This window comes from Saccharospirillum sp., from assembly GCF_039982735.1.
Taxonomy (GTDB): domain Bacteria; phylum Pseudomonadota; class Gammaproteobacteria; order Pseudomonadales; family Natronospirillaceae; genus Saccharospirillum.
Window position 1 is genome coordinate 139,392 of sequence record NZ_JBDWXV010000010.1, and the last position, 26,756, is coordinate 166,147.

Below are 26,756 nucleotides of genomic sequence, written 5' to 3' on the forward strand. Positions count from 1 at the left end.
CAGCTCCAAACTTTATTAGGAGAATTCTATGACCACCGCCGTAAATCTGGATACCTTCACCGACTATAAAGTCGCCGATATTTCGCTGGCCGCCTATGGCCGCAAAGAAATCAACATCGCCGAACGTGAAATGCCGGCGCTGATGGCCCTGCGCAACAAGTACAAGGCCGACCAGCCGCTCAAGGATGCACGCATCATGGGCTGCATTCACATGACCATTCAGACTGCCGTACTAATCGAGACCCTGGTGGAACTGGGTGCCGAAGTGCGCTGGTCGTCATGCAACATTTTCTCGACTCAGGATCACGCCGCTGCCGCCATTGCCGCTGCCGGCATCCCGGTCTTTGCCTGGAAAGGCGAAACCGAAGAAGAGTTCCTGTGGTGCATCGAGCAAACCATTCTGGCTGAAAAAGAAAGCAGCGACGTCTGGAATGCCAACCTGATTCTCGACGACGGCGGCGACTTGACCGAGATGGTTCACAGCAAATACCCGCAGTTGCTGAACGACATCCACGGTATTTCGGAAGAAACCACCACCGGCGTGCACCGTCTGCTGGAAATGCTGGAAGAAGGCGCGCTGAAAGTACCGGCGATCAACGTCAACGACGCCGTGACCAAATCAAAGAACGACAACAAGTACGGCTGCCGTCACTCGCTGAACGATGCGATCAAGCGCGCCACCGACCACCTGCTGGCTGGCAAGAAAGCGCTGGTCATCGGTTACGGTGACGTAGGCAAAGGTTCAGCCGCGTCATTGCGTCAGGAAGGCATGATCGTCAAAGTAACCGAGATCGACCCGATCTGCGCGATGCAAGCCTGCATGGACGGTTTCGAAGTGGTATCGCCGTACAAGAACGGCATCAACGACGGCACCGAAGCCAGCATCAACACCGACGTTCTCGGCACCACCGATCTGATCGTCACCACCACCGGCAACACCAATGTCTGCGACGCCAACATGCTCAAAGCATTGAAAAACGGTGCTGTGGTCAGCAACATCGGTCACTTCGACAACGAAATCGATACCGCCTACATGCGCAAAAACTGGCGCTGGGATGAAATCAAACCCCAGGTCCACCAGATTTTCCGCTCTGACGATGCCGATGATTATCTGATTCTGCTGTCCGAAGGCCGCCTGGTAAACCTGGGCAACGCCACCGGTCACCCAAGCCGCATCATGGACGGTTCTTTTGCCAACCAGGTACTGGCCCAGATGTACCTGTACGAGCAAAAGTTCGCCGACCTGCCGGCCGATCAGAAAGCCGAAGCACTGTACGTGAAAATTCTGCCGAAGAAGCTCGACGAAGAAGTCGCGGCAGAAATGGTGCGCGGTTTTGGCGGTGTCATCACCACCCTGACCGAAACCCAGGCCAAATACATCCGGGTACCGGTTGAAGGCCCATTCAAACCAAACGACTACAAATACTGAGTCGAGGTTGGGTTGGCCTTTGAGGCACTAGTCCGCAGCGGCCACCGGGTATACCCCTGTGGGGTCGGCGTGAATCCTTCCGTGGAGCCTAGGCCGCATGATATGAATCCCATCCGTGGGATTCACCCTTCGGGCTCGCTCCGCTCATGCTAAAATGCTCCTGGCATTTTAGTCCATGCTGCGGACTACCCCACAGGGGTATACCCGGCACCCGCTGCTAGTTTCATGGGCAAACCTGACGCTTATACTACTAAGCGAATGTAGATCGTTAGGCAGCCAACTGAGTGTCAGTTGCCGGGTGGGCCTCTCCGGGGGTAGTCCACAACATGGATGTTGTGGTCTAGGCCCCATGGATGGGTTCACGCCGACCTCCGGAGAGGCCCACCCGGTGACTGACACGGACTCCTGGCACATTAGCAGGAATGGCCAGTCAGCATGACTGGTCATTCCGACACAAACCAGAGAAGATAACTCATGCCTAATTCCGTTCCTGTCAGCTTCGAGTTTTTTCCACCGAAGACAGACGCTGGCTACGAAAAACTGCTGAACGTTCACAGTGAACTGAAGGCTGCTGATCCCGAATTTTTTTCGGTCACCTACGGTGCCGGTGGCTCCACTCAGGAGCGTACCATCAGCACGGTGATAGAACTGAACCAGCGCGGCGTGCAAACGGCGCCGCACCTGTCGTGCATTGGTGCGACTGAAGCGACGCTGACTGACCTGCTCGACCGTTACAAAGACGCCGGCATTCGTCGCATCGTTGCGCTGCGGGGCGACTTGCCTTCGGGTATGGGTGGTACCGGGGGTGATTTCCGGTACGCCGCTGATCTGGTGCGGTTTATTCGTGAGCGCTACGACGACACCTTCAAACTGGAAGTGGCCGCCTACCCGGAAATGCACCCGCAGGCGCCCAATTTTGATCGCGATGTCGACAACTTCGTCGCAAAAGCCAATGCCGGTGCCAACACCGCCATTACGCAGTATTTTTACAGTGTGGATGCCTACGTTCACTTCGTCAGCGAAGTACGCAAGCGCGGTTGTGAGATCGATATCGTACCCGGCATCATGCCGATTACTCAGGTGTCGAATCTGATCCGTTTTTCCGATTCTTGCGGTGCCGACATTCCGCGCTGGTTGCGCAAGCAACTGGAAGCCTGCGGCGATGACAGCGCCCGTATTCAGTCGATTGGTTTGGAAGTGGTCAGCAGTTTGTGCCGCGAACTGATCAATGCCGGCGCCCCGGCACTGCATTTTTACACCATGAATCGGTCTGAGCCGTCACTGGCGATTATCGACCGGCTGTAGCTACCGCTCAGGCTCTTACCGCCGGTCGCAACAGTTCGACCGGCAGCCCCAGCTTAACCGGGTCTGCCGGCCCTTCCACGGAAATGCCGTCTGCTTCGATATCGATGTCTCTGGGCGGCAGGGGCGACTGTTCGCTCAGCTTGTACAACTGACGCACCCGGTTAGGCTGGTTTTTATCATTGTGTCGCAACACCAGCCCGGCGCAGCCATTGCTCAGCCGAACGCAGGACCCTAGCGGGTAGAGACCCTGAGTCGCGATCAATTGTTGAATCAGCCGTGCATCAAAAGCCGCCTGTTTGTGCAGCGCACCGAGCGCCGCCGTTGGCCGGTAATAGACCTGTTCATCCACCACCTTGTAGGCCAGTCGGTCCACCGCTGCAATCAGCTTTGCCATGGGCTGCTCTTTGGCACCCAGCCGTCGCAACAGTGCATGCGTCATCCAGGGGGTGATGCCCGCATCGGCATAGGCGTTCTTTGAGGAGGGTGACCGCACCTGATGGTCGGCCTGCACCAGGCTGATCGCCAGGCGCTGTTCAATGTCGGAATTGTCTTCGCTTCGAATTCGGCTGTGTACCAGCAAACCGAAGCGGTCCTGGTGCCAGACCTGACTGAGCGTTCGCAATGATTCAACCAGCTCGGTACTGGCTTCGGCCTTGTTAAGCGCCTGCTGTTTGCGCACGGCCGCCAGGGCATTGCGCCAGGTCGCGGCGATGTCGAGCGTTACAGTCAGTTCCGGTGACTTTGAGGTCGCCCTGGGCGCAGACGTCGCCTTGTTGGTGTGCGGTTTAAAGCGCACCGGCACCTCGCCATTGGGCAACAGAAACCGGGCGGGTATTTCATCCCGGTTACCGCCGTTCTTAACAAAGTTGATGTGGTCGCGCTGCAAATCGGTAACGACCGCTGAAAATTGCACCTCGGTTTGCGGCAGCAGCGCGGCGTACTTGCAGCCAATGCCGGTCACGCCAGTCGATTCATCGTAGTCTGAGCGCAGCATGTCAACCTGGAAACTCAGCTGCGTTTCGTTGGGAAAGGTCAGCTCGACCGACAGCGTTTCGCCCTGCGTGCCATAAAGCTCGGTCAGGTCGCCTTCAAACTCCAGCCGACAGCCTTCCACCGACATATCGCGCAGTACGCCGTAGCGTACCTCACCGGTTTCACTGAGTACCCGGGCATCGATGATCAGGCTGCGCCGGGCCAGCGCGCGGAAACTTTTACGACGTTGCAGATAATAGAGCTCGGTTGGCAGCGGGCACTGGTAGCGCGGGTCGGACTCGGTACCGATCGATTTTGCCTGTAACTGACGGGCACGAATGCGCACGCCGTCGAAATAGGTTTCCAGCGTAAACGACTCGCCTGCCGCCAAGTAGCGGGCCATGACTTTGGGCATGGGCTCATCGAGCACCAGCACGCGCTCGCGGGGCCTGATCTCCACCAGGTAGGTGGTCAGGCTGCGATGCCTTTCGGGGAACACCAGCGTAACCGGGGCCACCTGCTGCTTCGCCTGACGAAACATGCGCAGAATATCGGCCTCTTTGGTTACGAACTCGCCCTCTGTATCGGTTGTCACCGAAGCCTCTTGGTTTTATCACTAAGCCGTCAGTCTAGCACTGTCTGCGGGGTGGCTGAACAAGCAACGGACAGGCACCCTCCGCCCTGTTTTGCACGCTTCATTCACGATGCCCGTCTACCGCCGCAGGTCAATCAATAGTACCCTTGGCGTCTGGTTCACTGGCACGGAATTCTCGCATGGCACACAAGGTATTCATCGACGGACAATACGGCACCACTGGCCTGCAAATCCAACAGCGTCTGGAGGCCCACCCAGAAGTCGACCTGCTGACCGTCCCGCAGGATAAGCGCCGCGATGCCCTGCTGCGCGATGAATGCCTGAACGAAGCCGATGTCGTGTTTCTGTGCCTGCCGGACGACGCCGCGCGCGAAGCCGTAGGCCTGGTCACTAACCCAAAGACCGTCATCATCGATGCGTCCAGCGCCCACCGGGTCTCACCGGACTGGGTTTACGGCGTGCCCGAGCTGCCCGGCCAGCGCGAACTGCTGCTTAACAGCAATCGCATTGCCAACCCGGGTTGCTACCCGACCGGCATGACGCTACTGACCAAGCCGCTGGTCGATGCCGATCTGATTCCCAAAGACTACCCACTCGCAGTTCACGCCATCACCGGGTACAGCGGTGGCGGCAAGGCCATGATTGCTGACTACAAAAGCCGCAGTGGTGCAGACCTTGAAGACATTGCCGCCCGGCCTAAAAACCTCGACCTGATGCACAAGCATCTGCCGGAAATGCAGCGCATACCGGGCTTCCAGTTCCCGCCCGTGTTCGTGCCGACCGTCGGAAATTTCGAACAGGGCATGATCGTTCAGGTTCCGCTGCACGCCCGCCTGCTGGGTGGCCCGGCAACAGCCCTGCATGAGCGCCTGGCCGCCACCTACGGCGGTGAGCCTTTCGTGCACCTGTTCCCGCTGAACGACCAGTCGCAGCTTGAAGACGGCTTCCTGAAGCCCACCGCCTGCAATGGCACCAACCGGATTGAACTGTTTGTTTACGCGGCCGACAACGGCCTGATCATGCTGATGGCCCGGCTCGACAATCTGGGCAAGGGCGCCTCCGGTGCTGCGGTACAAAACATGAACCTGCGCCTGGGGCTCGATGAGACCACAGGCTTGCTGTAACGCGCCGACCATCCGATGAGAATCTCCCGAATCTACCTGCCCGACGCCGACGGCCCGGGCACTCTGCTGGCATTGCCCGAGGGCGCCCATGGCCACCTGGTGCGCGTGCTGCGCCTGGGCGATGGCGCGCCCGTTGAGGTGTTCAATGGCCGCGGCGAGCGCTTTGCCGCCCGGTTAACCGACGTCTCAAAGCGCAGTGCATCGATCAACCTGGACCAATTGCTTGAACCGACACCACCTTCACCGCTGGCAACGCACCTGGGCCTGGTCATGTCCAAAGGCGACCGCATGGACATTGCCTTGCAGAAAGCCACCGAACTCGGTGTCAGCGAGATCACCCCGCTGACCAGCGAACGCTGCGATCTGCGCCTGAAGGCCGACCGGCAAGACAAAAAACAGCAGCATTGGCAGGGCGTGATCACCAGCGCTTGCGAACAATGCGGCCAGGACACCCTGCCGACCCTGAACCCCATCACCTCATTGCATAACTGGGCCAACGCCCGGCAGCAACCGCTCAAACTGGTGCTGCATACCGCCGCCCAGCGTCCGGCCTGGCCGGCTGAAGCCCCTGAATCCGTGGCGTTTCTGGTTGGCCCTGAAGGCGGGTTAACAGACGAAGAAGTAGCCCATGCCCAACAACAGGGCTTTCAAAGCTGGCAGCTGGGGCAGCGCATTCTCAGAACCGAGACGGCCCCATTGGCCATGCTGGCCATTTTGCAGCACCGCTGGGGCGATTTGTCGTGACCTATGGCGTCTGGCCGGGGTAGCTTTGCTTGGTTAAACTGACGGTTATTGACTAACAGGGAGACACCCGCATGGATGTTTTTGTATTTATACTCGCCATCATCGCCATAACCACCATTGGCGGGCTGATCAAAGAACAGATGAAACAGCGGCGCAAGGCCGATAACGCTATGGGTGTCGACCAACAAGCGCGCATCGACAAACTGGAAGCCCGCGTCGCCACACTGGAGCGCATTCTGACCGACGAGAAATCCCAGCTACGCCAGGACATCGACGCCCTGCGTCATGGCTAACGCCATTCCGGCCTAATACACCTATTGCCGGGAATGTAGCCCAGCGGCCACAATCGCGTCGGCTACCGGTGATGCCTCTGTGGGGTCGGCGTAAATCCATCCTGGCGGTCCGACGTCTCGGGCCTAGACCGCATGATATGAATCCCCTCCATGGGATTCACCCTTCGGGCTCGCTGCGCTCATGCTAAAACGCTCCCGGCGTTTTAGTCCCTGTTGCGGACTTCCCCACAGAGGCATCACCGGCACCCACCGCTCGCATCGTACATACCCATACACTCAGTCGTTCAATTTCACTTACTGAAAAGCAAACAACCGGCGCGCGTTGGCATAGCTCTGGCGCAGTACTTCCGCCACAGGCACCTGTTTCACATCCGCAATTTTCTCAATGATAAACGGCAAATACTTGGGCGCATTCTCGCGACCCCGGTAGGGTGCGGGTGTCAGGAAGGGAGCGTCGGTTTCGACGACCAATTGGTCCATGGGCGTCGCCGCCAGCACTTCGCGCACGTTCTCTGCCTTGTTGAAGGTGATGATGCCGTTGAACCCCAGCATAAAGCCCTGTTCAAGGCAGAACTGCCCCAGCTCCAGGCCAGAGGTAAAGCTGTGAATAACGCCCTTCTTCGCCAGACTGGGCGCGAACTCCTTTAAAATAGCCTGGGTATCGGCATCGGCTTCGCGGGTGTGGATGACCACGGGCTGATCCAGCTCGGCGGCGATGGCCAGTTGCTCGGCAAACACCCGGCGCTGAACCTCCCGGTCGGCGTGGTCGTAGTAATAATCGAGCCCAATCTCGCCGATGGCGACAATGCGTTCATCGCGGCCGTGCTTGCGCAATTCCGCCGCCGTGTCAGCCGTGTAGGCCTCGGCATCGTGCGGGTGTACGCCCTGGGTGGCGTGAATCATCGGGTCGAGGTCGCGCAGCTCCCGCACTCTGGCCAGGTTATCCGGCGATACCGCTATGGTCACCACTCGCTCAACACCGACTGCGCGCGCCTGGGCCAGCACCTCGGTCAGGGCCTCATCTTTCAGGTAATCGAGATGGCAGTGGGTTTCGATGATCGGGTGGTCAAACACCGGTATATCGCGCTTGTTTCGGCTCATCAGAGGCCTCAATCGGGTAGCTTGGTAGAGGGCCGCCAGTGTAATGATCCGAACACCGTAACGCCAATCGATAAACAGCGAATAATGGCACCGTCTGAGGGGTATGCCGTAAACTGATGTAATGACACTGAATAGAAACTCAAGTTTTGGAGTTCGTAAAACTCTAGCGTCGGATGCCGGTGTTGCCTCTGCGGGGAAGTCCGCAGCATGGATGCTGCGGCCTAGGCTCCACGGACGGATTCACGCCGACCCCGCAGGGGCAACACCGGTAGCTGACGCGGACGATGGCCACGAAATGGAACTGAACTCCAAAACTTGAGTTGGCAATAGCCAAAATAGTGGCAACCTAAATAAGAGGCTCTATGACCCCGATCAAACACCTCGTTTTCGACATGGGTGGTGTGCTGGTGCGCATTCACTGGCATCAGGAAGTCAGCCGTATTTTGCAAAAAGACGTGCCCTTCGAGCAGATCCACGCCCTCTGGGGTAACGCCTATTCGACCCACGCTTTCGAGACCGGCCAGCTCGACTTCGAAGCCTTCACCGATGCCTTTATCGACGAATTCAAACCCGCACTCGACCGTGGAACTTTCCAGGCAACCTTTCGCAACATCCTCGATGACGATTTCCCTGGTATCTCCGACCTGCTAGACAGCTTGCGCGAGCGCTATACCCTGAGCCTGCTCAGCAACACCAACCCGTGCCACTGGCAGATGCTGGTCGACCGCAACACCTTTCTGCCACTGATCGAACACCATTTCACCAGCATGACTCTAGGTGTAATGAAGCCCGATCCGGCCATTTATAACGCGGTGCAGAGAACCTTGAATGCGGACCCGGGTACCATTCTGTTTTTCGACGACGGCCTGAAAAACGTCGAAGCTGCCCGTGCGCTGGGCTGGCACGCCGAACAGGTCTTTGGGCCAGAAGACATTCGCCTGCAACTGAGTCGTTACCAGCTAGACTGACTTCACCCACATGTGAAGGAGCAGAGTCATGGCTACGGTTCAATTTCTCGGTGCCGCCCAGGAAGTCACCGGCTCCTGCCATCTGGTGACCATGCCCGGCATCGGCCGGGTCTTGCTCGATTGCGGCATGCACCAGGGCGGCGATGCCGTCGACCGGCTGGGGGATGAAACCTTTGAGTTTGATGCCGCCACCATTGATGCGCTGGTGCTCTCCCATGCCCATATGGACCATTCCGGTCTGTTGCCATTACTCGCCAAACAGGGGTTTCGCGGCCCCATTCTGTGTACGGCGGAGACCGTTGAGCTGCTTCCGATCATGCTTGAAGATGCCGCAGGGCTTTACGAGCGAGACCTCGAACGCAAGAACCGAAAACTGCTGCGCAAAGGCAAGCCGCCCATAGAGCCGCTGTACACCCAGGCTGATCTGGAGACTGTTTTCTCGCTGTGCGTCGGCCAACCCTATGATGAGCCCTATTCGCTACTGCCCGGCCTTTCAGTCACCCTGTTCGATGCCGGCCACATATTAGGGTCGGCCATTGTCCAACTTGAGTTCAGCGAACGAAACCAGACCAAAAAACTGGTCTTCAGCGGTGACCTCGGTAAAAAAGACACACCGCTGATGAATGATCCAACTCAGCTATCCGACGCCAGCATCGTATTGATGGAAAGCACCTACGGTGATCGCGATCACCGCTCCCTGCCCGATTCCATTGTGCAGATGGAACACATCCTCAAAGAAACCTGGGAACAGGGTGGCAATGTGTTGATCCCGGCCTTTGCCGTCGGTCGCACCCAGGAAGTCCTATACCACCTCGGCGCCATGCATCAGCGCGGCACGCTCGATGGCTGGCAGATCTACCTCGACAGCCCCATGGCCCACAAAGTAACCGAAGTCTATGACCACTGGTTGCACACACTCGATTGCGGCGGTGTTAAAAAACTGTGCGACACGGACGTAAGCTTCCTGAAAGACTTTCTGCCCAGACTGTCGGTAACCTCCAGCACCGACGATTCCATGGCCATCAACCGAATTAAAAGTGGCGCACTGATCATTGCTGGCAGCGGTATGTGCACCGGTGGCCGCATTCGGCACCACTTCAAAAACAGAATCTGGGATCGTAAAACCACGGTCGTTTTTTGCGGTTATCAGGCCCGGGGAACCCTGGGCCGACTGTTGGTCGACGGCCTGAAAACCATCAAAATGTTTGGCGATGAATTCGCCGTTAACGCCCGCATAGAAACCATTGGCGGCTTCTCCGCCCATGCCGGTCAGCAAGAATTGCTGAACTGGGCTGCCGGCTTCACCAGCCAGCCGGACTTCTACCTGGTGCACGGCGAACCCGGTGCTCAGGATGCCCTGGCCAGTGAGTTGTGGAAACGCCATGAGATAGCGGCCACCATTCCGAAGCAGGGGCAAACCGCGGTTTTTTAGAAGGGAAGTCGCCCTTCGAGCGGAGATCAGCGTACTGGTCTCGCCCGAAGGGTTTAATCGGCAGTTTGGCTATTGCGCTTCCAGCGTCAGCATTAGCCGGCTGGGGTTGGTGGCATTGAACCTGAACCGGTAGTCGCCGGCCACCGGGATAGTCGCGGCGATGTTAAGGCCACCGAAGCCATCATCTACCCCGCTCAGTGGCAGCCCGCCGTTTGGTACGATATCAGCAAACTGCACCTGCAAACTCCAGTCGTCATTGACCAGTTTGAACAGGGCTTCGCCTGCGGGCAGTGTGAGCGTTTCACTGTATTGAACCCCATCTTGCAGCACCGGCACACTGTTGCTCCAGCCATTGAAATTACCGCGCAGATACATCGGCTGGCCAAAGCGGTCGCCATAGGTGAATTCTGTGTTGGCCGAGAGGCTGAGCATGGGCGCACTGGCATTGGCCGATGCATCCAGCAACAAGTCGTAATAGCCAGTGCTGAGGCCAGCATCCAGCCTGTTGTTGTTGCCTACGGCATCGCTCAGTGTGACGCTGTTGATTGTCGTTAGCACATCACCCGCACCGGCCAGCTTGAACCCCCAGCCTGCGTTGGCAATGGCGAAATCGATGGCACTGGCATCGTCGCCGCTGTAATCAATGGCGGCAGGATCAATACCGACAGTAGTGTGATACTGGCCACCCCCCAAATAAGTAAACTGATAGGCAGGCACGTTAGCCCAGCCGTTCAATTCCCCTTTCAAATACAGCGCTCCCTGGGCCTGGTAGGGCGCCACTTCGCTGGATGTTACCGACAACACCGGATTGGCCGGGTCGCTGGCTTCCAGCACAAAGGTGTAGTCGTTCACCGCCGCCACCGACAGGCCAATATTTCCGTTGCCAGGGTTAGTGATGCCGATTGAGTCATCACTGACGGTTAGATCACCATAGCCAAGGTTAATATCCGCCCAGTCGTTGTCGGCGAGTTTAAACTCATAATCGCCTGCCGCCAGATCGTTCAGTATCAGTTCATAGCGGTCATCACCGAGGTGCGCCAGGCGACGTCCTTCGTTCCAGTCGGTCAGCGTTCCGCGCAAATACACGGGCTCTGCCAGCACACCGGCATCCATTGCCACTATGGGTATTATTCGATCGAGCTCACCATCGGCGTCTTCATCGGCACCAATCACCCAGAAATCGTAGACCGAATCGGCTTCGAAAAAGCTGAGCAAATTGGCCGGGTTCGCACCCCAGCTTAAACCCGTCTCAGTCACCGGTGCACCGAGATTAATCGCCGCCCAGAGATCATCGGCAAATTTGAATTCACCGTCTCCGCGCAATACGAACGCTTCGGTGTGGTAGGTGCTGTATTCGGTGTTGTTCATGTCGACCGCACTGCCCTGATCCCAGCCGACAATGCCACCGCGCAGGTTAAGCCCATCGATGCTGTCGTCAGATACTCGGGCCTGTTCAACCAGTTGATCGACCTGGGTACCGCTCAGGCTCAGTTCTGGCTGAGCGTCTACCGTCAGATGAGCGGTTAAGCCACCCGCACCATCCTCTTCCGCCACCGCAAAGACGGCACTGCGCGTCAGCGCATACGGCTGGTCCAGTTCTGCTACGCCGGTGGCGTCGTTCAGGGTTGCCCAGGTCAGTGTTTGCCGGGTATCGGTCGGGCCCCATGACATCGAATAAACACCCCCCTCTGCAACAATGGGTCCCTGAAAACGACCACTGTTGCTGACCGCGTACAAGGCATCCCGCTGGTTGAGGTTGGAGTAATCGAGCGTCACGGTTTCCGGGTAGCGGCTGTCAACCCGCAGCGTGCGGGTTGCGGTGCCCGTTTCGCCATCGCCATTGCTGACGGTCACCTGCACTTTCACATCGGTGCCGTCTGCAACCTCATTCAGGCGGAGATAGGCACGGTAGGGCGCATCGAAATCGTCCGCAATGCGATGCCAGCTTTGGCCGTCGTCGGTGGAATACTCAAAGCGTGCTTGGTAGTCGGGCAGTGCAATGTCCTCGAGCCCGTCTATGTCAGCCAGCAAGGTGACCCGGCCTGTGAGCGGTTCATCGGCATTAAAACCCGACAACTCAACCTCGGGGGCGGGAGACACCGGCACGGGTTTGTTGGCCCGGTAAATGGCCATGCCAAAGGGCTCAAGTTCCAGCTCAACCTGGTCGCCATTGCGCCGTGCAGCCGCCCGCTCCGGGTAAACCCCCAGGTAGGCTTTGGCAACCGCAGGCAGGCTGACCACAACCGGTTCGGCCGAGGTGTTGAACGCCACCAGATACTCTTCACGTTCATACACACGGGATACGACAAAGGCACCTTTACCCCCGGTTTCGACATAACGCTCGTGCTGTACACCGCGACGCAACGCCGGGTGGGCACGCAGTACTTCGGCGTATTCAGCGAAGGCCTGGTACAGTGGGTGTTCGGTATCGAAATTGTCATCCCCCGGTGTCGCCGATGACCCTATGTTGTCGTTCGCCAGGTACTCATCCACCTGGGAGGGAAACATGTTCTGGCGCGATGCCTGGTCGCCACCGGTGCCGGTAAAGCCCTGCTCATCGCCGTAGTAAATAACCGGTACGCCCCGAAGGAAGTACATCATGGCGTGTGCCAGCTTCATTTTTGCGAGTGTGTCTGGCGTATCCGTTTCGCCCAGAAAATGGCCGAAGCGACCCATGTCGTGATTACCGGTAAAGGTCATCAGCGTCGACGCATCGCTGTCGGCATCGCTGTATTTATCGTCATCGCGAAACAGGTTCGCCAGCGTAACCGGTGCGTCGCCGCCAGAGACGCTGGCTGACACGGCCGCCTGAAAACCAAAGTCCAGCACCGATGGCAATTTGCCTTCCGTGGTGTACATGCTCAGCAAGTCGGTATCGGCGCTGTAGACTTCGCCAAAGAGCGTGAAGTTCTCGATGCCCTCGTTGCGAGCATGCTCGATGATCGCGGGCGAAAAAGCTTGCCAGAATTCAGTATGAACGTGTTTAACGGTATCGATACGAAAGCCATCGGGTCTGAAATCGGTCACGATATTTTTGAAAATATCCGTCATGCCTTCGATGACCGCCGGATCCGATGTAGCCAGATCGTCCAGCCCGACAAAGTCGCCATAGACTGAGTTTTCGCCGGAGAACAGGCTGTCCCCCTGGTTGTGGTAATACTGAGGGTCATTCAACCAGGCCGGTACCTTGGCGTTAGCTTCAACAGCGGGCACAAAGGGTGTGTAGGTATCGCCGGCGGCCAGGTCTTCGAGGGATTTGTAATCACACAATGCCTGGCCTTCCGGCAGGCTGCCGTCACTGTTGTGGCACTCCTCGTACTTGATCACATCAGCCGTGTGATTGGTGATAATGTCGAAAAATATTTTAATGTCCCGCTCGTGAGCGGCGTCGATCAGTTCTCTCAGTTCTTCGTTCGTTCCCAGGTGCGGATCGATCTGCGTAAAGTCGAGTGTCCAGTAGCCGTGGTGCGCTGCACTGGCATTCGGCGGTGTGCCCTGTACCGCCTTGTTCTTGAGAATCGGGGTCATCCAAATCGCAGTGACGCCAAGCCCTTCCAGATAATCGAGCTTGTCGACCAGGCCAACCAGGTCACCGCCGTGGTAAAACGCCTTGTCGGTCGGGTCGAAACCGTGCGTGTATTTGTCGCCCCCCAGGTCTCCGTAATCGTTCGCCGGGCTGCCATTACTGAACCGGTCTGGCATGACAAAATAAAACACATCGTCACGTATATCGCGCTCCTGGTAAGGCGCCAGTTCCTGAGGCGGCTTGCAGCCAGTCACCAAAATGGCGGCCGACAAAGCCGTTACAACGGCCAGTTTTTTGAGTGGCAATTTTCTGAGTAATAGTAGGGGCTTGCCTGAATCGTGCGTCAGCATGGTCATCCTGTCCCTCGACTTTTTTATTGTTAGACGGTTTCACTGAGCGGCGCTCAGTAGAGATGGGAAATTACAGCCGGAACAGTCTTCATCATGCAGCTGGTAAAAGGGAGGCTGAAAAAGAGGAGGGATGGGTTTCTTGCACGCCGAACAGGGTTTAAATGTGACCTGGCTGGCACTTTTTGGCCCGCCTGCAGCGGAGACAATGCCAGATCATCCGCAAACGAATCACCCGCTATTTTCCACCCCGGGGCTAACTGGATCCCGGGCGCTCCGGTTGGGAGATCGATTCAGCTTACCCCAGAAAAGCCACCAGCAGCCCCAGCAATAAAGAAGCTACCATCGGCACGATCACCAGACGCCACAATTGAGCACTCCCCAGCCATACTGTCAGCCCGGCCTTGACCAGGTTATTGACCGCCGAAGCGATCACGATGCCCAGTACAGCGGTATCGAGCCCAATACCGTTCGTCGACAGCCGGGTAAGTGACAGGGTTATGGCATCGACATCAGCTATGCCAGAGGCCGCCGATAGCAGGTAAATACCGGCATCACCCACGGTGTTGCTCAACCATTCACCCAACAGCAGTATGACGGTGATCAGCACCGCAAAATACAGCGCCGCACTCAGGTCGAGCGGGTTACGATCGAGTACGGGCTTTTCCAGGCTAACGGTCTGTTCAATGCCCCGCCAGATAAAAACAGCGGGCAAAAACAACGTAAGCGCCATGGCGATAACTGGCACCAGCAGTCGGCCAATCAGCTCCGGGTTAATCAGGTACGCATACACCAATAGGCGGGGGAACATGGTGCCACAAGCGATCAGCACACCGGCGGCCAACAACCGGCTCGCTTCCGGAGCCTGGCGTGAGAGCCGGGCAAAATTTAGGGTGAGCGCCGTGGTGGAACTGAGCCCGGCAAACAAACTGGTAAAGAGAATTCCCCGCCGTGCTCCAGCCATTCGCACGGCAAAATAACCCACAAAGGAAATACTGGCGATCAGCACCACCAACCACCAGATCTCATAGGGGTTAATCGAAGCACCCGGCCCGTAACCCTGGTTGGGCAGTAGCGGCAACACCACCACTGAAATCAACAGCAGTTTGAGCCCGGCGTCCAGCTCATGCTCTTCCAGTTTGGCAAGCAGCCCGTGAATTTCAGTTTTGTAGTCCAGAATCAGAGCGGTTACTACGGCACCGGCGGCGGCCAGAAAGACACTGACCGAGAGTGCAATGGCGCCCAGCATAAACGTCAGCAACAAGCCGATCAGACCGGTAATGCTGAAGTTGCGTTCATGCTGCAAACGGGCCCGGTAAGCCACCAGCGCGATGGCGGCCACACCCAGAAAAGCGACCGGAAATACCCAGGGCGTCAGTACATCGGACAGGAGGGCCGAGAAACCACCCAGCAAGCCCACCAGAGCATGGGTGCGAATGCCCGCTATGCGCTCCCCCGCGGCCAGATGCCGGGCGATCCAACCCCGCTGCAGGCCAATAAGAGCACCAAGCAACAGAGCCGCGAGTAAGCGAAACGCCAGGTCTGTTTCAGACATCGAAGACAGCTTGGTTAAATCCATGATGTGACTGCTCTGCAACTCGTACGCAGAGTGTAGCCAACGTCAACGGCTAAAACCATCGAGCCCGATCAGGCCAGCTGCTCGTCGGCCACCGCCAGTTCACGATCCAGCCGATCCTGCTCTTCCTGCTGCGGTTTGCTGAAACGCGCCAGCAGCAAATAAGCGACCGGTGTCAAAAACAACGTTGCCACTGAGGCCATGCCCAACCCCAGCACAATCAACCAACCCAGCGCTTCGCGCGCTTCAGCACCGGGCCCGGTCGAGAGCACCAGTGGCAAGGCCCCCAGCACGGTAGACATCATCGTCATCATTACCGGGCGCAACCGAATGATCGCGGCTTCTTCAATGGCCTCACGAACCTCGTACCCCCGGTTGCGCAACTGATTGGCAAATTCCACCATCAGAATACCGTTTTTGGCCATCACACCGACCAGCAACACCAGGCCAATCTGGCTGTACACATTCAGACTCACGCCCGACAACAGCAAGGCAAAAATCGCACAGGCCAGTCCGAACGGTACGGTAAAAATCACAATCAACGCACTGACGAAACTTTCGAATTGTGCGGCCAACACCAGAAACACAATCAACAGTGCAAACCCAAAGGTCAGCAGCATGGCGTTGGACGTTTCATCCAGTGCGGCGGCTTCCGACAAGGGCAATATGCGCATGCCATCCTGCAGCAGGGGTTCGGCCAGCCGCTCGGCTTGTAGCAAGGCATCACCCAACGCAAAACCGGGCGTCAGGCTTGCCGTAATCGAAACTGACCGCAACTGGGATTCCCGGGCCAGTGATGGCGCCACGGCTTGCTCCTGCAAAGAGACAACCGTCGACATCGGCACCATGCGCCCATCCCCGGTGCGCAGGAATATGCTTTGCAGGTCGCTCGGGTCGCGGACCGGGTGCGTGGTCGACAGCATCTTCACATCAAAGCTGCGGTCTTCAATAAACACCGAGCCCACTTCACGCCCTTCAAGCAAGGCTTGCATGGCCTCCGCCAACCCATTGATGTTGATGCCAAGGTCCGCTGCACGATCCCGGTCAATCGTCACCGAAAGCTGGGGCTGTGTGGTTTCATAGGAGGAACTGATTCGGCCAAACCGGGGGTTCTCTTCCAGCGCAGCAATCAGAGCGTCGGCCGTATCGCTCAATCGATCGTAGTTACTGCCGACGACGGCAAAATTCAACCCACGGCCACCGCCGCGAATACCCAAGCTGTTCGGCTGAATGGCAAAGGCGCGAATGCCGGGTATGGTCGCCATTAAGCCGTTGATTTGCCCGACAATCTCTTGCTGGCTGCGCTCACGCTGATCTTGTGGCGACAACCCCATCACCATAAAGCCCCGGTTACCGGAACCAATGCCCGCAATTGAAAAGGTATTCTCTATTTCACCGGAATCCAACAGTGGCTGCACCAGCTCTTCCACCCGGCGCATTTGCTGCGTGGTGAAATCGAGACTCACCCCTTGCGGTGCCGAAACCGACAACAACGCCACCGACCGATCTTCGGGCGGTGTGACTTCCTGATCCAGTTGATCCCACAGGCTAATTGCCAGCGCAAACACCAACACCGAGATCGTCAGAATGATCAGTGGTGCCCGCAGTGAAAAATGCAGAATGGCCACGAACAAACGTTGCAGCGCATCACCCAGCACATCAAACAAGCCCCGCTTTGCTGGCGAACCATCGGGCGATTCCGAATGCGCCTTGAGCAGCCTGGACGACAACATGGGGCACAGTGTCAGTGCCACTACCGAACTCAACACCACCGCCATGGCCAGGGTAAAGCCAAACTCTCTAAACAGACCGCCCGCCTGCCCTGGCAAAAACGACAACGGAATGAACACGGCTGCCAGAGTTGCTGTGGTGGTGATAACCGCGAAGAACACTTGCTGAACACCCAACACGGCCGCCGCACGGGAACCCATGCCCTGGTTGCGTTTGCGCACAATGTTTTCCAGCACAACAATGGTGTCGTCCACTACCATACCGGTGGCCAAAACCAGTGCCAGCAACGTCAGAATATTAATTGAAAAGCCGGCCAGATAAATCGCCGCCAGAGTACCGATCAACGCTACCGGAATGGTGATGGCTGGAATCAGCGTGGCTCGCCAGTCACGCAAAAAGACAAAGATAATCAGCGTCACAATTGCGACAGCAAACAACAAGGTTTTCACCGCCTCTGAAATGGCGCCGCCAATGTAAGTCGCATCGTCACTCGATACCCGGATGTTGGCCCCCTCGGGCAAGATGTCCTGAATGTTATCCACCGCCTGTCGAACCGCCGAGGATATTTCCAGGGTATTGGATTGCGCCTGCCTAATAATGCCAATGCCCACCCCAGCGGCACCGTTAGCCCGCAAGACACTGTCGCCCGGGTCTTCACCCAGGGTCACGGTGGCCACATCGCGAATGCGGATTTCCTCGCGGATGCGCAGGTCCATGAAGTCTTCGGGTTCGCTTATCTGAGCCGAGGTGCGCACTACCAGGCTCTGGTCGTTACTCGATAACGCCCCGGCCGGTGAATCAAACGACACATTGCTTAACGCCTGGCGCACATCAGCGACGGTTAGGCCAAAACTCGCCAGCCGGTACTGGTCGATATCGACCCGGAAAATACGCTCGCGCGCGCCGAACACTTGCAAATCGGCAACACCGGGCACGGCCGCCAGCCGATCAAGCACTTCGTTTTCAACCAGCAACGAAAGATCCTGTATCGAAAACGTGGCCGAGGTGACCGACAAACGCATTACTGGCGAGGCATCGGAATCGGCCTTGATGATTTGCGGGTCATCGACGTCACCGGGTAACCGGCCCGTGACGCGGCCAATGGCATCGCGAATGTCGGACGTCGCCGAATCGAGGTTCACGTCGCTGCGGAATTCGAGTGTGATGCGACTGCGACCAAAACTGGAACTGGACGAAATGGAATCGATCCCCGAGACACGGGAGACGGCACCTTCCAAAATGCTGGTTACCTCCCGGTCTATGGTTTCCGGAGCGGCGCCATTGTATGAGGTGCTGATGGTAACGACTGGCGAATCGACAGCGGGCAATTCTCGAATTTCCGCACCAAACAAACCGGCGATGCCCGATACGACGATCAGTGCACTGACCACCAGGGCCAGCACCGGCCGGCGAACAAACAGGGCGGTAAAGCCCCCCATGCGAGCCATTCTGGGTTCTGCAGACATGATCAGCCTCCGTCCGACTGGCGCACAGTGGCACCCGCCCGAACCGACTGCACACCCTCGGTGACCACGGCATCACCCGGCTGCAACGGCGCATCGACCAGCACGGCGTCGGAATTGCGCTGAATGATGCGCACGTCCACACGCTCGGCGCTGTCATCGCTGTTGATTCGCCACACGTAAGAGCCTTCAGACCGCCATTGCACGGCCAGCGGATTCACCGTGGGAAAGGTATCACCCGGGAAGCGCATATCCAGTACGAACGACATCCCGGGCCTGAGTTGATCGGCTTCGTTATCGATCAGCGCCTGAACCCGGAGTGTGCGGCTATCCGGTTCCAGCCGGCTGTCTATGGCAGTAATTGAGCCTTCCAGCAACGCGCCCGGGTTCGACACCGGCGTCACCGTGATGGCACGCCCGACGGTAATGGCCCCGACAAAACGCTCCGGAACGCGAAATTCAACCAAAAGATCGGACCGGTCATCCAACCGGGCCACTTCATTCTGCGTGCCCACCAGGGTGCCCGGCTCAAGCGAGACGATGCCAAGCACGCCGGCAAAGGGCGCTCGAATCGTGCGCCGGTCCAGTGCAAGTTCAGCTTCTCTGACCTGCAAGCGAGCGCCTTCCAGGGCCGACTCAGCATCGGACCGTTCAACCTGAGCAATACTGTTGCCCTGCTGCATGCGCGTCAGTCGTTCAACCCGGTTTTCAGCATCGCGCACGGCAAGCCGGGCACGATCGAGCGCGATGCGTTCGGAGCCGGAATCCATACGCGCGATCACATCACCCGCCGCTACCCGGTCGCCAGACCCTTTCAGTACCTCAGCGATTCGTCCGCCAACTTCGGGGTTTATGGACACAGAACGCAAGGCCGCCCCGTCGCCAATGGCCGTCAGCTGATCATTGATCACCGCCTGGCCCACGGTATCGGTCACCACCAGCGTGGCGCCACCACCAAAACCAAAGCCCGGACGACCGCCGCCGCCACCGCCTTCAGAGGCCTCTGCCAGGCCCAGTTGCACCCGCACACCCTCTCCTGAAGGGTGCCAGACCAACCAGCCACCACCGGCCAACACGATTAACGCCAGCGTCACCGCACTTTGCTTCCAGAGGGACATGCAGATACTCCTTGAATAAACCGAACTCATAATTACGCAGCAGCCCGACAATCAGGCCAACCTGTCCAAACAAAATCACGTTGCATTACCTTGCACAGGGAAAGCCGGGCACGATGCAGCATGCGCTGTTCGCGTGGCTTGCGCCATCTACAAACCCGTCAAGCCATACACCACCGCACCCGCCAGGGTCGCCAGGCCCACGTGACCACTGACCCGCAAGGCCACTAATACAGAAACACCACCAACCAACAGCCGCACGGCAGAACCCAGCGCCTGGTCCGGCTGCCAGAGCCCGACCAGCGATAACACAATCAGCGCCGCAATGGCGGTCACGCCCAGGGCACTGAGCATCAGCGTCAGCGGCGACGGCCGACGGGATAACCCCGCACCCGTGACCAATGGCAGAAACCGCATCAAAAACGTGCCTGTACCGGCAAGCAAAATCAGCGCCATGAAACTCATTTGCCCGCCTCCTCAGCCGACCCTATCCAGGGCCGAACGAGGGCGCCGCCAATCATGCCGATGATCATCGCCACGTGGCCCGGCAGCGAGATCAGTGACAGCCCAGTCAGCACCGCACTGACCACCACCACTGGCCATAAAGCACGCTGAAAGGCCTGCCCCAGCAACGCAATAAACAACGCCGGCAACACAAAACTGAGCGCCTGGCCGATGAAGCCCTCGTCGTCACCGAGACCCGCACCCAACAGCACCCCGAGCGCCGTACCCAATACCCAGGAACCGTAAGCCCCCATGCCAACGCCCACGCACCAGACCGGCGGCAGCTTGCGCCGCGTCGCTTCCGACATAGCAGTGGCAAAGGCTTCATCAGTTAACCCGAACGCCAACAACGGCGACCAGCGCCCGGGCTTGCGCGTCAGCTGCACCGCTAGAGCCGGGCCGTAAAACACATGCCGCACATTCAGCAACAACACCGCCACCAGTGCCGTCAGCCCGCCGGTTCCGGCGGCCAGCAAACTGACCAGAATAAACTGCGCCGCACCGGCAAACACAATGATCGAAATGGCCATCGCCTGCCACGGCGACAAGTCGGCTTGCAGGGCAACCACACCAAAGGAAAACGCCATCGGAATATACCCAATGGCCAGGGATGCACTGGCGCGCAGTCCGGCTAAAAAATGCGAAACCGTTGAAAGGGAAGCGTCTGACACAAAAGCCGCCGAAACCAGAATTCAGCAGACGTTGTAACCAAGCTGACGTCATCACTCAAGCTCTATTGCAGTGACACTGCGTTCACTGTTCGGCATTTAGCGAACGTACCAGCCGCAACGGCTGAGTATGCCCTCCTACAAACCCCAGCAGCTTGCTACACTGACCCAAACCCGACGAGCTCGCTTCATGTTTCACGTTCTGCCCGGCAACCAACTCGACACCCTGATCGACCCGCTCGCCACCCTGCTGGCGCTGCCGGTCGATAACCCGCTGCAGCCCGACATCATTCTGGTGCAGCACCAGGGCATGGCGCACTGGCTGAACATGAAGCTCGCCGACCACCCCAGCCGCCAGATCAGCATGAACCTTGAGTTCCCGCTGCCCATTCAGCAAATGTGGACGCTGATTCGCCAGGTGCTGGGCGCAAGCCAGGTGCCGGAACAATCGCCTTACCGGCGCGAAGTGCTGGTGTGGCGCCTACACGATTTACTCGGCCAGCCGGTCATTACCGACGAACCCGCCTTTGCCGAGCCCACGCGTTACTGGCAGAACCAGTCTGGCCGCCAGCAACCGCTGCGTCGCTACCAACTGGCCGAACAACTCGCCGACTTGTACGAACAATACCTGATGTACCGGCCCGACTGGATAGACCAGTGGGAAGCCGGGCAAGACGACCACTGGCAGGCGCAACTCTGGCGGCATCTGGTGCGCGATAACCCAAACCACCCGCTCGCCCTGTTAAAGCGCGCCATGGCGCAACTCGATGCCCCGGCCGAGCCGTTGCCCGAACGGCTGTTCATTTTCGGCATCAACAGCCTGGCGCCCTTGTGGCTGGATTTTTTAAAGGCGCTGTCCGACCGGGCTGGCCTCGACATCCACCTGTTTCACCTCAACCCCAGTGACGAGTACTGGGGCGAAACCACCAGCGAAAAACAAGCCGCCCGGCGCCGGGCCGACTGGGTTTTAAAAGGCAACGACGCTGAAGACCTGGCCATCGACGTCGGCAACCCGCTGATCGGCAACCTCGGCAAACAGGGCCAGGCGTTCGTCAGCCTGCTCAGCGACCGCGCCGACATCGAAACCCCGGTGTTTGTGGAACCCCCCGGCGATACCCTGCTCACCCAACTACAGCAAGACCTGCTGAAACTGCGCGACGGCCGCGACCAGCCAACCGACGTGAGTGACCCATCACTCTGCATGCGCAGCGCTCATAGCGCCTTGCGTGAAGTACAGGGCCTGCACGACTGGCTGCTGCACCAGTTCAATGCCAACAAGACCCTCACCCCGAAAGACGTGCTGGTGATGTGCCCCAACGTCGAAGACTATGCCCCCTTTGTTGAAGCCGTGTTCGCCCGCCGCTTCGACGACATTGGCGAAGACGTCCCGCCCTTGCCCTGCTCCATTGCCGACCGCAACCTGAAAGACGCCGACCCCACCGTCGCCGCCTTTCTCGATTTGCTAACACTGCCCGACGCCCGCTTCCAGGTGACCCAAGTCATTGGCTGGCTGCGCGTACCGGCCATTCAGCAACAATTCGGCCTGGCCCAGAACGACCTCGACCCGCTCGCCCGCTGGCTGAACGCCGCCTGCGTTCACTGGGGCCTCGACGACCGCCACCAGCATCAGTTCGTGCAAGCCAACGCCCAACCGACCGGCCGCAACGACAGCTACACCTGGCAACAGGGCCTGGAACGTTTACTGGTCGGCTTTGCCTGGGGCGATACCGAAACCGTACTCGGCCAGCGCTTGCTGCTGCCCAACGTCGAGGGCAGCGATGCCCAACTGCTGGGCAAGCTCGCCGCCTTCGTTCACACCCTAAAATACCTGGCCGCCGACCTGCACCAGCCGCGCACCGCCAGCGACTGGCAAGGCTTTTTGCAAGAACGACTGCGCCTCGCCCTGTTCGCCACCGGCGCTTCTTTTGAAGCCGCACACGATGACCTGCGCGACGCCTTGCGCGAACTCAGCGAACACAGCCAGCAAGCCGGCTTCACCGGCACCCTGCCCCTGGCCGTGGTGCGCCACGCCCTGCAACAGATGTTCGCCAGCCCCGCCCGCACTGGCCGCCAGTTCATGACCGGGCAAATCACCGTCTGCTCCATGGTGCCAATGCGCTCAGTACCCTTTAAAGTGCTCGCCATTCTTGGCCTGAACGACGGCGACTTCCCGCGCCAGCGGCCCCCGCTCGGGTTCGATTTAATGGCCAACGATTCGCCTCGCCTCGGCGACCGGTCGCGCCGGGGGGATGACCGTTATTTGTTTCTGGAAGCCTTGCTGTCAGCGCGCAACGCCCTCTACCTCAGTTATCAGGGCCGCGACGTAAACACCAACACCGAACGCCAGCCCTCATTGGTACTGACCGAATTGTTCGCCTACCTCGAAGGCGCTACCGGCTGGCGCGCAAACACCGGCATTAACGCCCTGCCCCTACAGCCGTTCGCTCCTGAAAACTATGCATCAGAACCGAATAACGCCAACCCGGCCAACCCCTGGCCCAGTTTCGACAGCCGCTGGTTACGACTCGGCCAGCCACTGCCCAACCCAAACAACACCCCCGTGTTGGCGGAACCCGAATGGCCGGAGGCCTTAACCATCGAGCAACTGGTCAGCTTCGCCGAGCACCCGGCCCGCGCGTTTGCGCGTGAGCGGCTAGGCCTGTATCTGGGCAGAGACGACGCCCCCGAACTGACCGACGCCGAACCCTTCGCCGCCAACCACCTCGACCGGTACAAACTGCAGCAAGGTTTAATCGACGCCCGATTCGACACAACCCTGCCTGATTCGACCGCCCTCATCACCAAGGAGCGCCTCTCCGGCCGCTTGCCCGACAACCCCCTAATCGACGACACCCTCGCCGACTGGCAAGCCCAGGCCGATGCCTTCAGTGAGCACTTACTGTCGCTCGAGGCCGCTCAGCTGGAGCACGAACCCGTCGAACGCGTCTTCGACATCGGCACAGACCAGCGCCTGACAGTAAGCGCCAACCTACCGCGACTGCCTGGCGGCGAACTGCTGTTCTGGCGACTGGCCGATGCCAAAGGCAAAGACCATCTGCGCCTCTGGCTGCACCACTTACTGGCCAACACCCAATCGGAAACGATCACGATGGGTGTCTTCCGCGAGCGCAAAAAAGACGAAGTCTACGCAATCAACTTCGCCCCGCTGACGGCCGACACCGCCCGAACCGAACTTGGCCACTGGCTCGCCTTCTGGCGACGGGGCCAGTGCGAACCCCTGCCCTGGCACACCGACATCGCCATGGAAATGGCCAAACCCCGCGAGCGCCGCGACTACACCCCGGCCGATTACGACAAAGCCTGGTACGGCGACGGCTGGTTCAGCAACGGACTCAGCGACGACGCCTACATGGCCTGGTTCTGGCCCGAGCAGCCGGAGCACGATGCGATTTACGAAGGCGTAACCGAACTCTATGCGCCAATGTTCGAATACCTTGCGCAGGAAAAGTTGAAGACTCCGGCTTAGTGTCATGAGTCAGAAATTCGGTAGGTAATTTAGTTCGGTGGCCACTTGGACTTCGATGGCTATCGGACTATCGGGTACGCCTACTGGAGGCACGCCGTAAATCCATCCATGGAGGCTCGCTGCCCGCATCCCTGCGGTCAGACGACCTCCAGTACGCGCACCCGACAGTCCTTCAATTCTGCATTGGCTAATCATCACGAATTTCTGACTCATGACACTAAGGGCTCACTAAACGCCCCAATTTGTGAATATAAGCTACAATTGCCCCTAATTAACCCATAACGTAGCGTATTTTCACATGCAACTCAGCGATCTGGGCTTACTCATCCGCAAAAAACGCAAACAGGCTGGCCTATCCATACAAACCCTGGCCGAACAATCCAACGTTCACAGAACCATGCTCTCCAAGCTCGAAAACCAACGCCTACCCGAAATGGGCTACGCAAAACTAGAACGGGTACTGGCCGTTCTGGAGCTCGAACTAACCACTAAAACTACTGTTCTACCGACCCTAAACGACCTCGTCAGAATGAACAGGGAAGCCGAGTGAAAGAGTTATCGGTACAGACACTACCAGTACATTTATGTGTTGCTTGTTAACAACCGTTTAACCGTTGCACAGCAACCGGTCATAAAAGAAATTTTTGCCTTCATATGTCGATTTTGCCGCAACCAGTTCGACTATCCGATATGAGGCGCGGTGGATTCAGCCCGCTGTCGCCCTATCGCCATTCAAGTGCGGCAAAGCTGCACTGGAATGCCCTGAACGGTCACATCAAGGAGACACACCATGAGCACACCAGCCAAAAACACAATCTGCCTCTGGTACGACGGCGATGCCGAAGAAGCGGCCCGTTTTTACGCCGAGACCTTTCCCGACTCGTCCGTTCAGGCCGTGCATCGCGCGCCAGCGGATAACCCTTCGAGCAAAGCAGGGGAAGTCCTGACCGTAGACTTCACCGTCATGGGCATCCCGTGCCTCGGGCTTAACGGTGGCTCCACATTCAAACACAGCGAAGCCTTTTCGTTTCAAGTGGCCACCGATGACCAGGCCGAAACCGATCGCTACTGGAACGCCATTGTCGATAATGGCGGGCAGGAAAGCATGTGCGGCTGGTGCAAGGATAAGTGGGGCCTGTCGTGGCAGATAACCCCCGTCGCAATGATAAAAGCGTTCACCAACCCCGACCCTACCATCGCCAAACGCGCCTTCGAAGCGATGATGGAAATGAAGAAGATCGACATCGCCACGGTCGAAGCGGCTTGTCGCGGCTGACGCAGAGAGTCAGACACTGGTCAGGCAGGTTCTGTTGATTCAAGTCAACGCGAGCCCCGCCTCTGATTCTATACTCTGGGAGACGGTCACGCCTTGAGAGAGCAGCGCCATGACAGTGTCTTCGACAACGCCGGATAAGGCCCCATCGGTCATTGACTGGCTATTAGAGGGCGATGTCTCCATACAGTACCAAACCCATAGAGACCTGCTCGGACAGGATCGACCGGACCTGCGTGCCCGAATTGCCCGCGAAGGCTGGGGTGCCCAGTTCCTCGAACTTCGGGATCCGAAAGGGCACTGGGGTGAAGCCTTCTACCAGATGAAATGGACCTCTACCCACTACACCCTTCTGGACCTCAAAAACCTGGCCATTGCGTCCAACCTCGCGCCCGTGCAGGAGACGATTGCCCAGGTGATTCGAACGCACCGGGGGCCAGATGGTGGCATCGTCCACGCGACTGATGCGAAAAAAAGCGACGTCTGTATCAACGGTATGTTCCTGAACTATGCCTCCTATTTCGGGGCAAACGCAGACGACCTGACCTCGGTGGTGGAATTCCTGATGACGGAACACATGCCGGATGGCGGATGGAACTGCCAGTCCAACCGGCGGGCAATCGTCCACAGCTCCGTACACTCAACGCTGTCGGTTCTTGAGGGCATACATGAGTACCGAACCAACGGCTATCGGTACCAACTGGACACCTTGTTATCAGCAGGAGAGCAGGCGGTCGAGTTCCTGCTGCGGCACCGGCTGTTCAAGTCCCAGCGAACCGGCGAGGTGTTCGATCCCAAACTGCTTATGCTGTCATACCCGTCCCGCTGGCGCTTTGACATCTTACGAGCCCTGGATTATTTCCAGCAGGCAGGCGTCGACTACGACGAACGCATGCAAGATGCGCTGGATGTTCTCCTTCAAAAACGCAGAAAGGACGGCACCTGGCCCGTTCAGGCCAGGCACCCTGGCAAGGTTCATTTCACTATGGAGCGGACGGGCGGCGCCAGTCGCTGGAACACCCTGCGGGCGATGCGTGTGTTAAAGCATTTCAAACAACTGCCAGTGGTATAAGGATCAACGGTGACTGTTCTGGCAGGTACGA

The 26,756-nt window shown here is 58.3% G+C and carries 18 protein-coding genes; 10 read left to right on the forward strand and 8 right to left on the reverse strand.

Features of this window, described 5'->3' with window-relative positions; all coding sequences use genetic code 11:
* Positions 1-28 precede the first annotated feature (28 nt).
* Together ahcY and metF are read left to right on the forward strand one after the other, a co-directional pair.
* Positions 29-1,429 carry an adenosylhomocysteinase gene (ahcY, locus tag ABJT94_RS07535; RefSeq protein ID WP_348474612.1) on the forward strand — a complete coding sequence of 467 codons (1,401 nt, stop codon included), beginning with the start codon at positions 29-31 and terminating at the stop codon, positions 1,427-1,429.
* 474 nt (positions 1,430-1,903) lie between these two features.
* Positions 1,904-2,734: a methylenetetrahydrofolate reductase [NAD(P)H] gene (metF, locus tag ABJT94_RS07540; RefSeq protein WP_348474613.1), complete on the forward strand. Its 831-nt coding sequence runs from the start codon at positions 1,904-1,906 to the stop codon at positions 2,732-2,734.
* Positions 2,735-2,741: 7 nt separating this feature from the next.
* Here metF and ABJT94_RS07545 read toward each other — a convergent pair whose 3' ends face one another.
* On the reverse strand, positions 2,742-4,301 hold the full coding sequence (locus ABJT94_RS07545; RefSeq protein WP_348474614.1) for a flagellar regulator YcgR PilZN domain-containing protein: 1,560 nt from the start codon (positions 4,299-4,301) through the stop codon (positions 2,742-2,744).
* A 179-nt stretch (positions 4,302-4,480) separates the two neighbouring features.
* On the opposite strand from ABJT94_RS07545, the gene argC reads away from it, so the two are divergent.
* The 3 genes from argC (at position 4,481) to ABJT94_RS07560 (ending at position 6,462) form a co-directional block, all read left to right on the forward strand.
* The gene (gene argC / locus ABJT94_RS07550) at positions 4,481-5,425 is read left to right on the forward strand and encodes an N-acetyl-gamma-glutamyl-phosphate reductase (RefSeq protein WP_348474615.1); all 945 of its coding nucleotides are present in this window, start codon (positions 4,481-4,483) and stop codon (positions 5,423-5,425) included.
* Positions 5,426-5,440: 15 nt separating this feature from the next.
* Positions 5,441-6,169, forward strand: a complete 729-nt coding sequence (locus ABJT94_RS07555) for a 16S rRNA (uracil(1498)-N(3))-methyltransferase (RefSeq protein ID WP_348474616.1) — start codon at positions 5,441-5,443, stop codon at positions 6,167-6,169.
* 71 nt (positions 6,170-6,240) lie between these two features.
* The gene (locus ABJT94_RS07560; RefSeq protein ID WP_348474617.1) at positions 6,241-6,462 is read left to right on the forward strand and encodes a hypothetical protein; all 222 of its coding nucleotides are present in this window, start codon (positions 6,241-6,243) and stop codon (positions 6,460-6,462) included.
* A gap of 294 nt (positions 6,463-6,756) precedes the next feature.
* Here the strand turns inward: ABJT94_RS07560 and ABJT94_RS07565 are convergent, their stop codons facing one another.
* Positions 6,757-7,563 carry a TatD family hydrolase gene (locus ABJT94_RS07565; protein ID WP_348474618.1) on the reverse strand — a complete coding sequence of 269 codons (807 nt, stop codon included), beginning with the start codon at positions 7,561-7,563 and terminating at the stop codon, positions 6,757-6,759.
* Between the two features lie 362 nt (positions 7,564-7,925).
* On the opposite strand from ABJT94_RS07565, the gene ABJT94_RS07570 reads away from it, so the two are divergent.
* Positions 7,926-8,531, forward strand: a complete 606-nt coding sequence (locus ABJT94_RS07570; RefSeq protein ID WP_348474619.1) for an HAD family phosphatase — start codon at positions 7,926-7,928, stop codon at positions 8,529-8,531.
* Positions 8,532-8,559: 28 nt separating this feature from the next.
* Entirely contained in the window at positions 8,560-9,963 is a 1,404-nt protein-coding gene (locus tag ABJT94_RS07575; RefSeq protein ID WP_348474620.1) for an MBL fold metallo-hydrolase, read from the forward strand.
* A 69-nt stretch (positions 9,964-10,032) separates the two neighbouring features.
* Here ABJT94_RS07575 and ABJT94_RS07580 read toward each other — a convergent pair whose 3' ends face one another.
* The 6 genes from ABJT94_RS07580 to ABJT94_RS07605 form a co-directional block, all read right to left on the reverse strand.
* Positions 10,033-13,839: an alpha-amylase family glycosyl hydrolase gene (locus ABJT94_RS07580; RefSeq protein ID WP_348474621.1), complete on the reverse strand. Its 3,807-nt coding sequence runs from the start codon at positions 13,837-13,839 to the stop codon at positions 10,033-10,035.
* Between the two features lie 295 nt (positions 13,840-14,134).
* A complete protein-coding gene (locus tag ABJT94_RS07585; RefSeq protein ID WP_348474622.1) occupies positions 14,135-15,415 on the reverse strand; it encodes an MgtC/SapB family protein in 1,281 nt (426 codons plus the stop codon).
* A 68-nt stretch (positions 15,416-15,483) separates the two neighbouring features.
* A complete protein-coding gene (locus ABJT94_RS07590) occupies positions 15,484-18,609 on the reverse strand; it encodes an efflux RND transporter permease subunit (RefSeq protein ID WP_348474623.1) in 3,126 nt (1,041 codons plus the stop codon).
* A 2-nt stretch (positions 18,610-18,611) separates the two neighbouring features.
* Positions 18,612-19,724, reverse strand: coding sequence for an efflux RND transporter periplasmic adaptor subunit (locus tag ABJT94_RS07595; protein WP_348474624.1), 1,113 nt, complete (start codon positions 19,722-19,724; stop codon positions 18,612-18,614).
* A gap of 147 nt (positions 19,725-19,871) precedes the next feature.
* Complete coding sequence (locus ABJT94_RS07600; protein WP_348474625.1) at positions 19,872-20,186, reverse strand: AzlD domain-containing protein; 315 nt, start codon at positions 20,184-20,186, stop codon at positions 19,872-19,874.
* A complete protein-coding gene (locus ABJT94_RS07605; protein ID WP_348474626.1) occupies positions 20,183-20,896 on the reverse strand; it encodes an AzlC family ABC transporter permease in 714 nt (237 codons plus the stop codon). Before ABJT94_RS07605 ends, ABJT94_RS07600 begins: the two co-directional genes overlap by 4 nt.
* 187 nt (positions 20,897-21,083) lie before the next feature.
* On the opposite strand from ABJT94_RS07605, the gene recC reads away from it, so the two are divergent.
* The 3 genes from recC (at position 21,084) to ABJT94_RS07620 (ending at position 26,725) form a co-directional block, all read left to right on the forward strand.
* Positions 21,084-24,380: an exodeoxyribonuclease V subunit gamma gene (gene recC, locus ABJT94_RS07610; protein ID WP_348474627.1), complete on the forward strand. Its 3,297-nt coding sequence runs from the start codon at positions 21,084-21,086 to the stop codon at positions 24,378-24,380.
* A gap of 790 nt (positions 24,381-25,170) precedes the next feature.
* Positions 25,171-25,656, forward strand: coding sequence for a VOC family protein (locus ABJT94_RS07615; protein ID WP_348474628.1), 486 nt, complete (start codon positions 25,171-25,173; stop codon positions 25,654-25,656).
* A 109-nt stretch (positions 25,657-25,765) separates the two neighbouring features.
* Positions 25,766-26,725: a hypothetical protein gene (locus ABJT94_RS07620; RefSeq protein ID WP_348474629.1), complete on the forward strand. Its 960-nt coding sequence runs from the start codon at positions 25,766-25,768 to the stop codon at positions 26,723-26,725.
* The last annotated feature ends 31 nt before the right edge of the window (positions 26,726-26,756 follow it).

Excerpts from the sequence above, each read along its gene's own strand:
- ABJT94_RS07580 (WP_348474621.1), bottom strand. The coding sequence starts at position 13,839 with ATGCTGACGCACGATTCAGGCAAGCCCCTACTATTACTCAGAAAATTG.
- ABJT94_RS07575 (WP_348474620.1), top strand. The coding sequence starts at position 8,560 with ATGGCTACGGTTCAATTTCTCGGTGCCGCCCAGGAAGTCACCGGCTCC.
- ABJT94_RS07600 (WP_348474625.1), bottom strand. The coding sequence starts at position 20,186 with ATGAGTTTCATGGCGCTGATTTTGCTTGCCGGTACAGGCACGTTTTTG.
- ABJT94_RS07570 (WP_348474619.1), top strand. The coding sequence starts at position 7,926 with ATGACCCCGATCAAACACCTCGTTTTCGACATGGGTGGTGTGCTGGTG.
- ABJT94_RS07565 (WP_348474618.1), bottom strand. The coding sequence starts at position 7,563 with ATGAGCCGAAACAAGCGCGATATACCGGTGTTTGACCACCCGATCATC.
- ABJT94_RS07620 (WP_348474629.1), top strand. The coding sequence starts at position 25,766 with ATGACAGTGTCTTCGACAACGCCGGATAAGGCCCCATCGGTCATTGAC.
- ABJT94_RS07560 (WP_348474617.1), top strand. The coding sequence starts at position 6,241 with ATGGATGTTTTTGTATTTATACTCGCCATCATCGCCATAACCACCATT.
- metF (WP_348474613.1), top strand. The coding sequence starts at position 1,904 with ATGCCTAATTCCGTTCCTGTCAGCTTCGAGTTTTTTCCACCGAAGACA.
- recC (WP_348474627.1), top strand. The coding sequence starts at position 21,084 with ATGTTTCACGTTCTGCCCGGCAACCAACTCGACACCCTGATCGACCCG.
- ABJT94_RS07595 (WP_348474624.1), bottom strand. The coding sequence starts at position 19,724 with ATGTCCCTCTGGAAGCAAAGTGCGGTGACGCTGGCGTTAATCGTGTTG.
- ABJT94_RS07585 (WP_348474622.1), bottom strand. The coding sequence starts at position 15,415 with ATGGATTTAACCAAGCTGTCTTCGATGTCTGAAACAGACCTGGCGTTT.
- argC (WP_348474615.1), top strand. The coding sequence starts at position 4,481 with ATGGCACACAAGGTATTCATCGACGGACAATACGGCACCACTGGCCTG.
- ABJT94_RS07590 (WP_348474623.1), bottom strand. The coding sequence starts at position 18,609 with ATGTCTGCAGAACCCAGAATGGCTCGCATGGGGGGCTTTACCGCCCTG.
- ABJT94_RS07555 (WP_348474616.1), top strand. The coding sequence starts at position 5,441 with ATGAGAATCTCCCGAATCTACCTGCCCGACGCCGACGGCCCGGGCACT.
- ABJT94_RS07615 (WP_348474628.1), top strand. The coding sequence starts at position 25,171 with ATGAGCACACCAGCCAAAAACACAATCTGCCTCTGGTACGACGGCGAT.
- ahcY (WP_348474612.1), top strand. The coding sequence starts at position 29 with ATGACCACCGCCGTAAATCTGGATACCTTCACCGACTATAAAGTCGCC.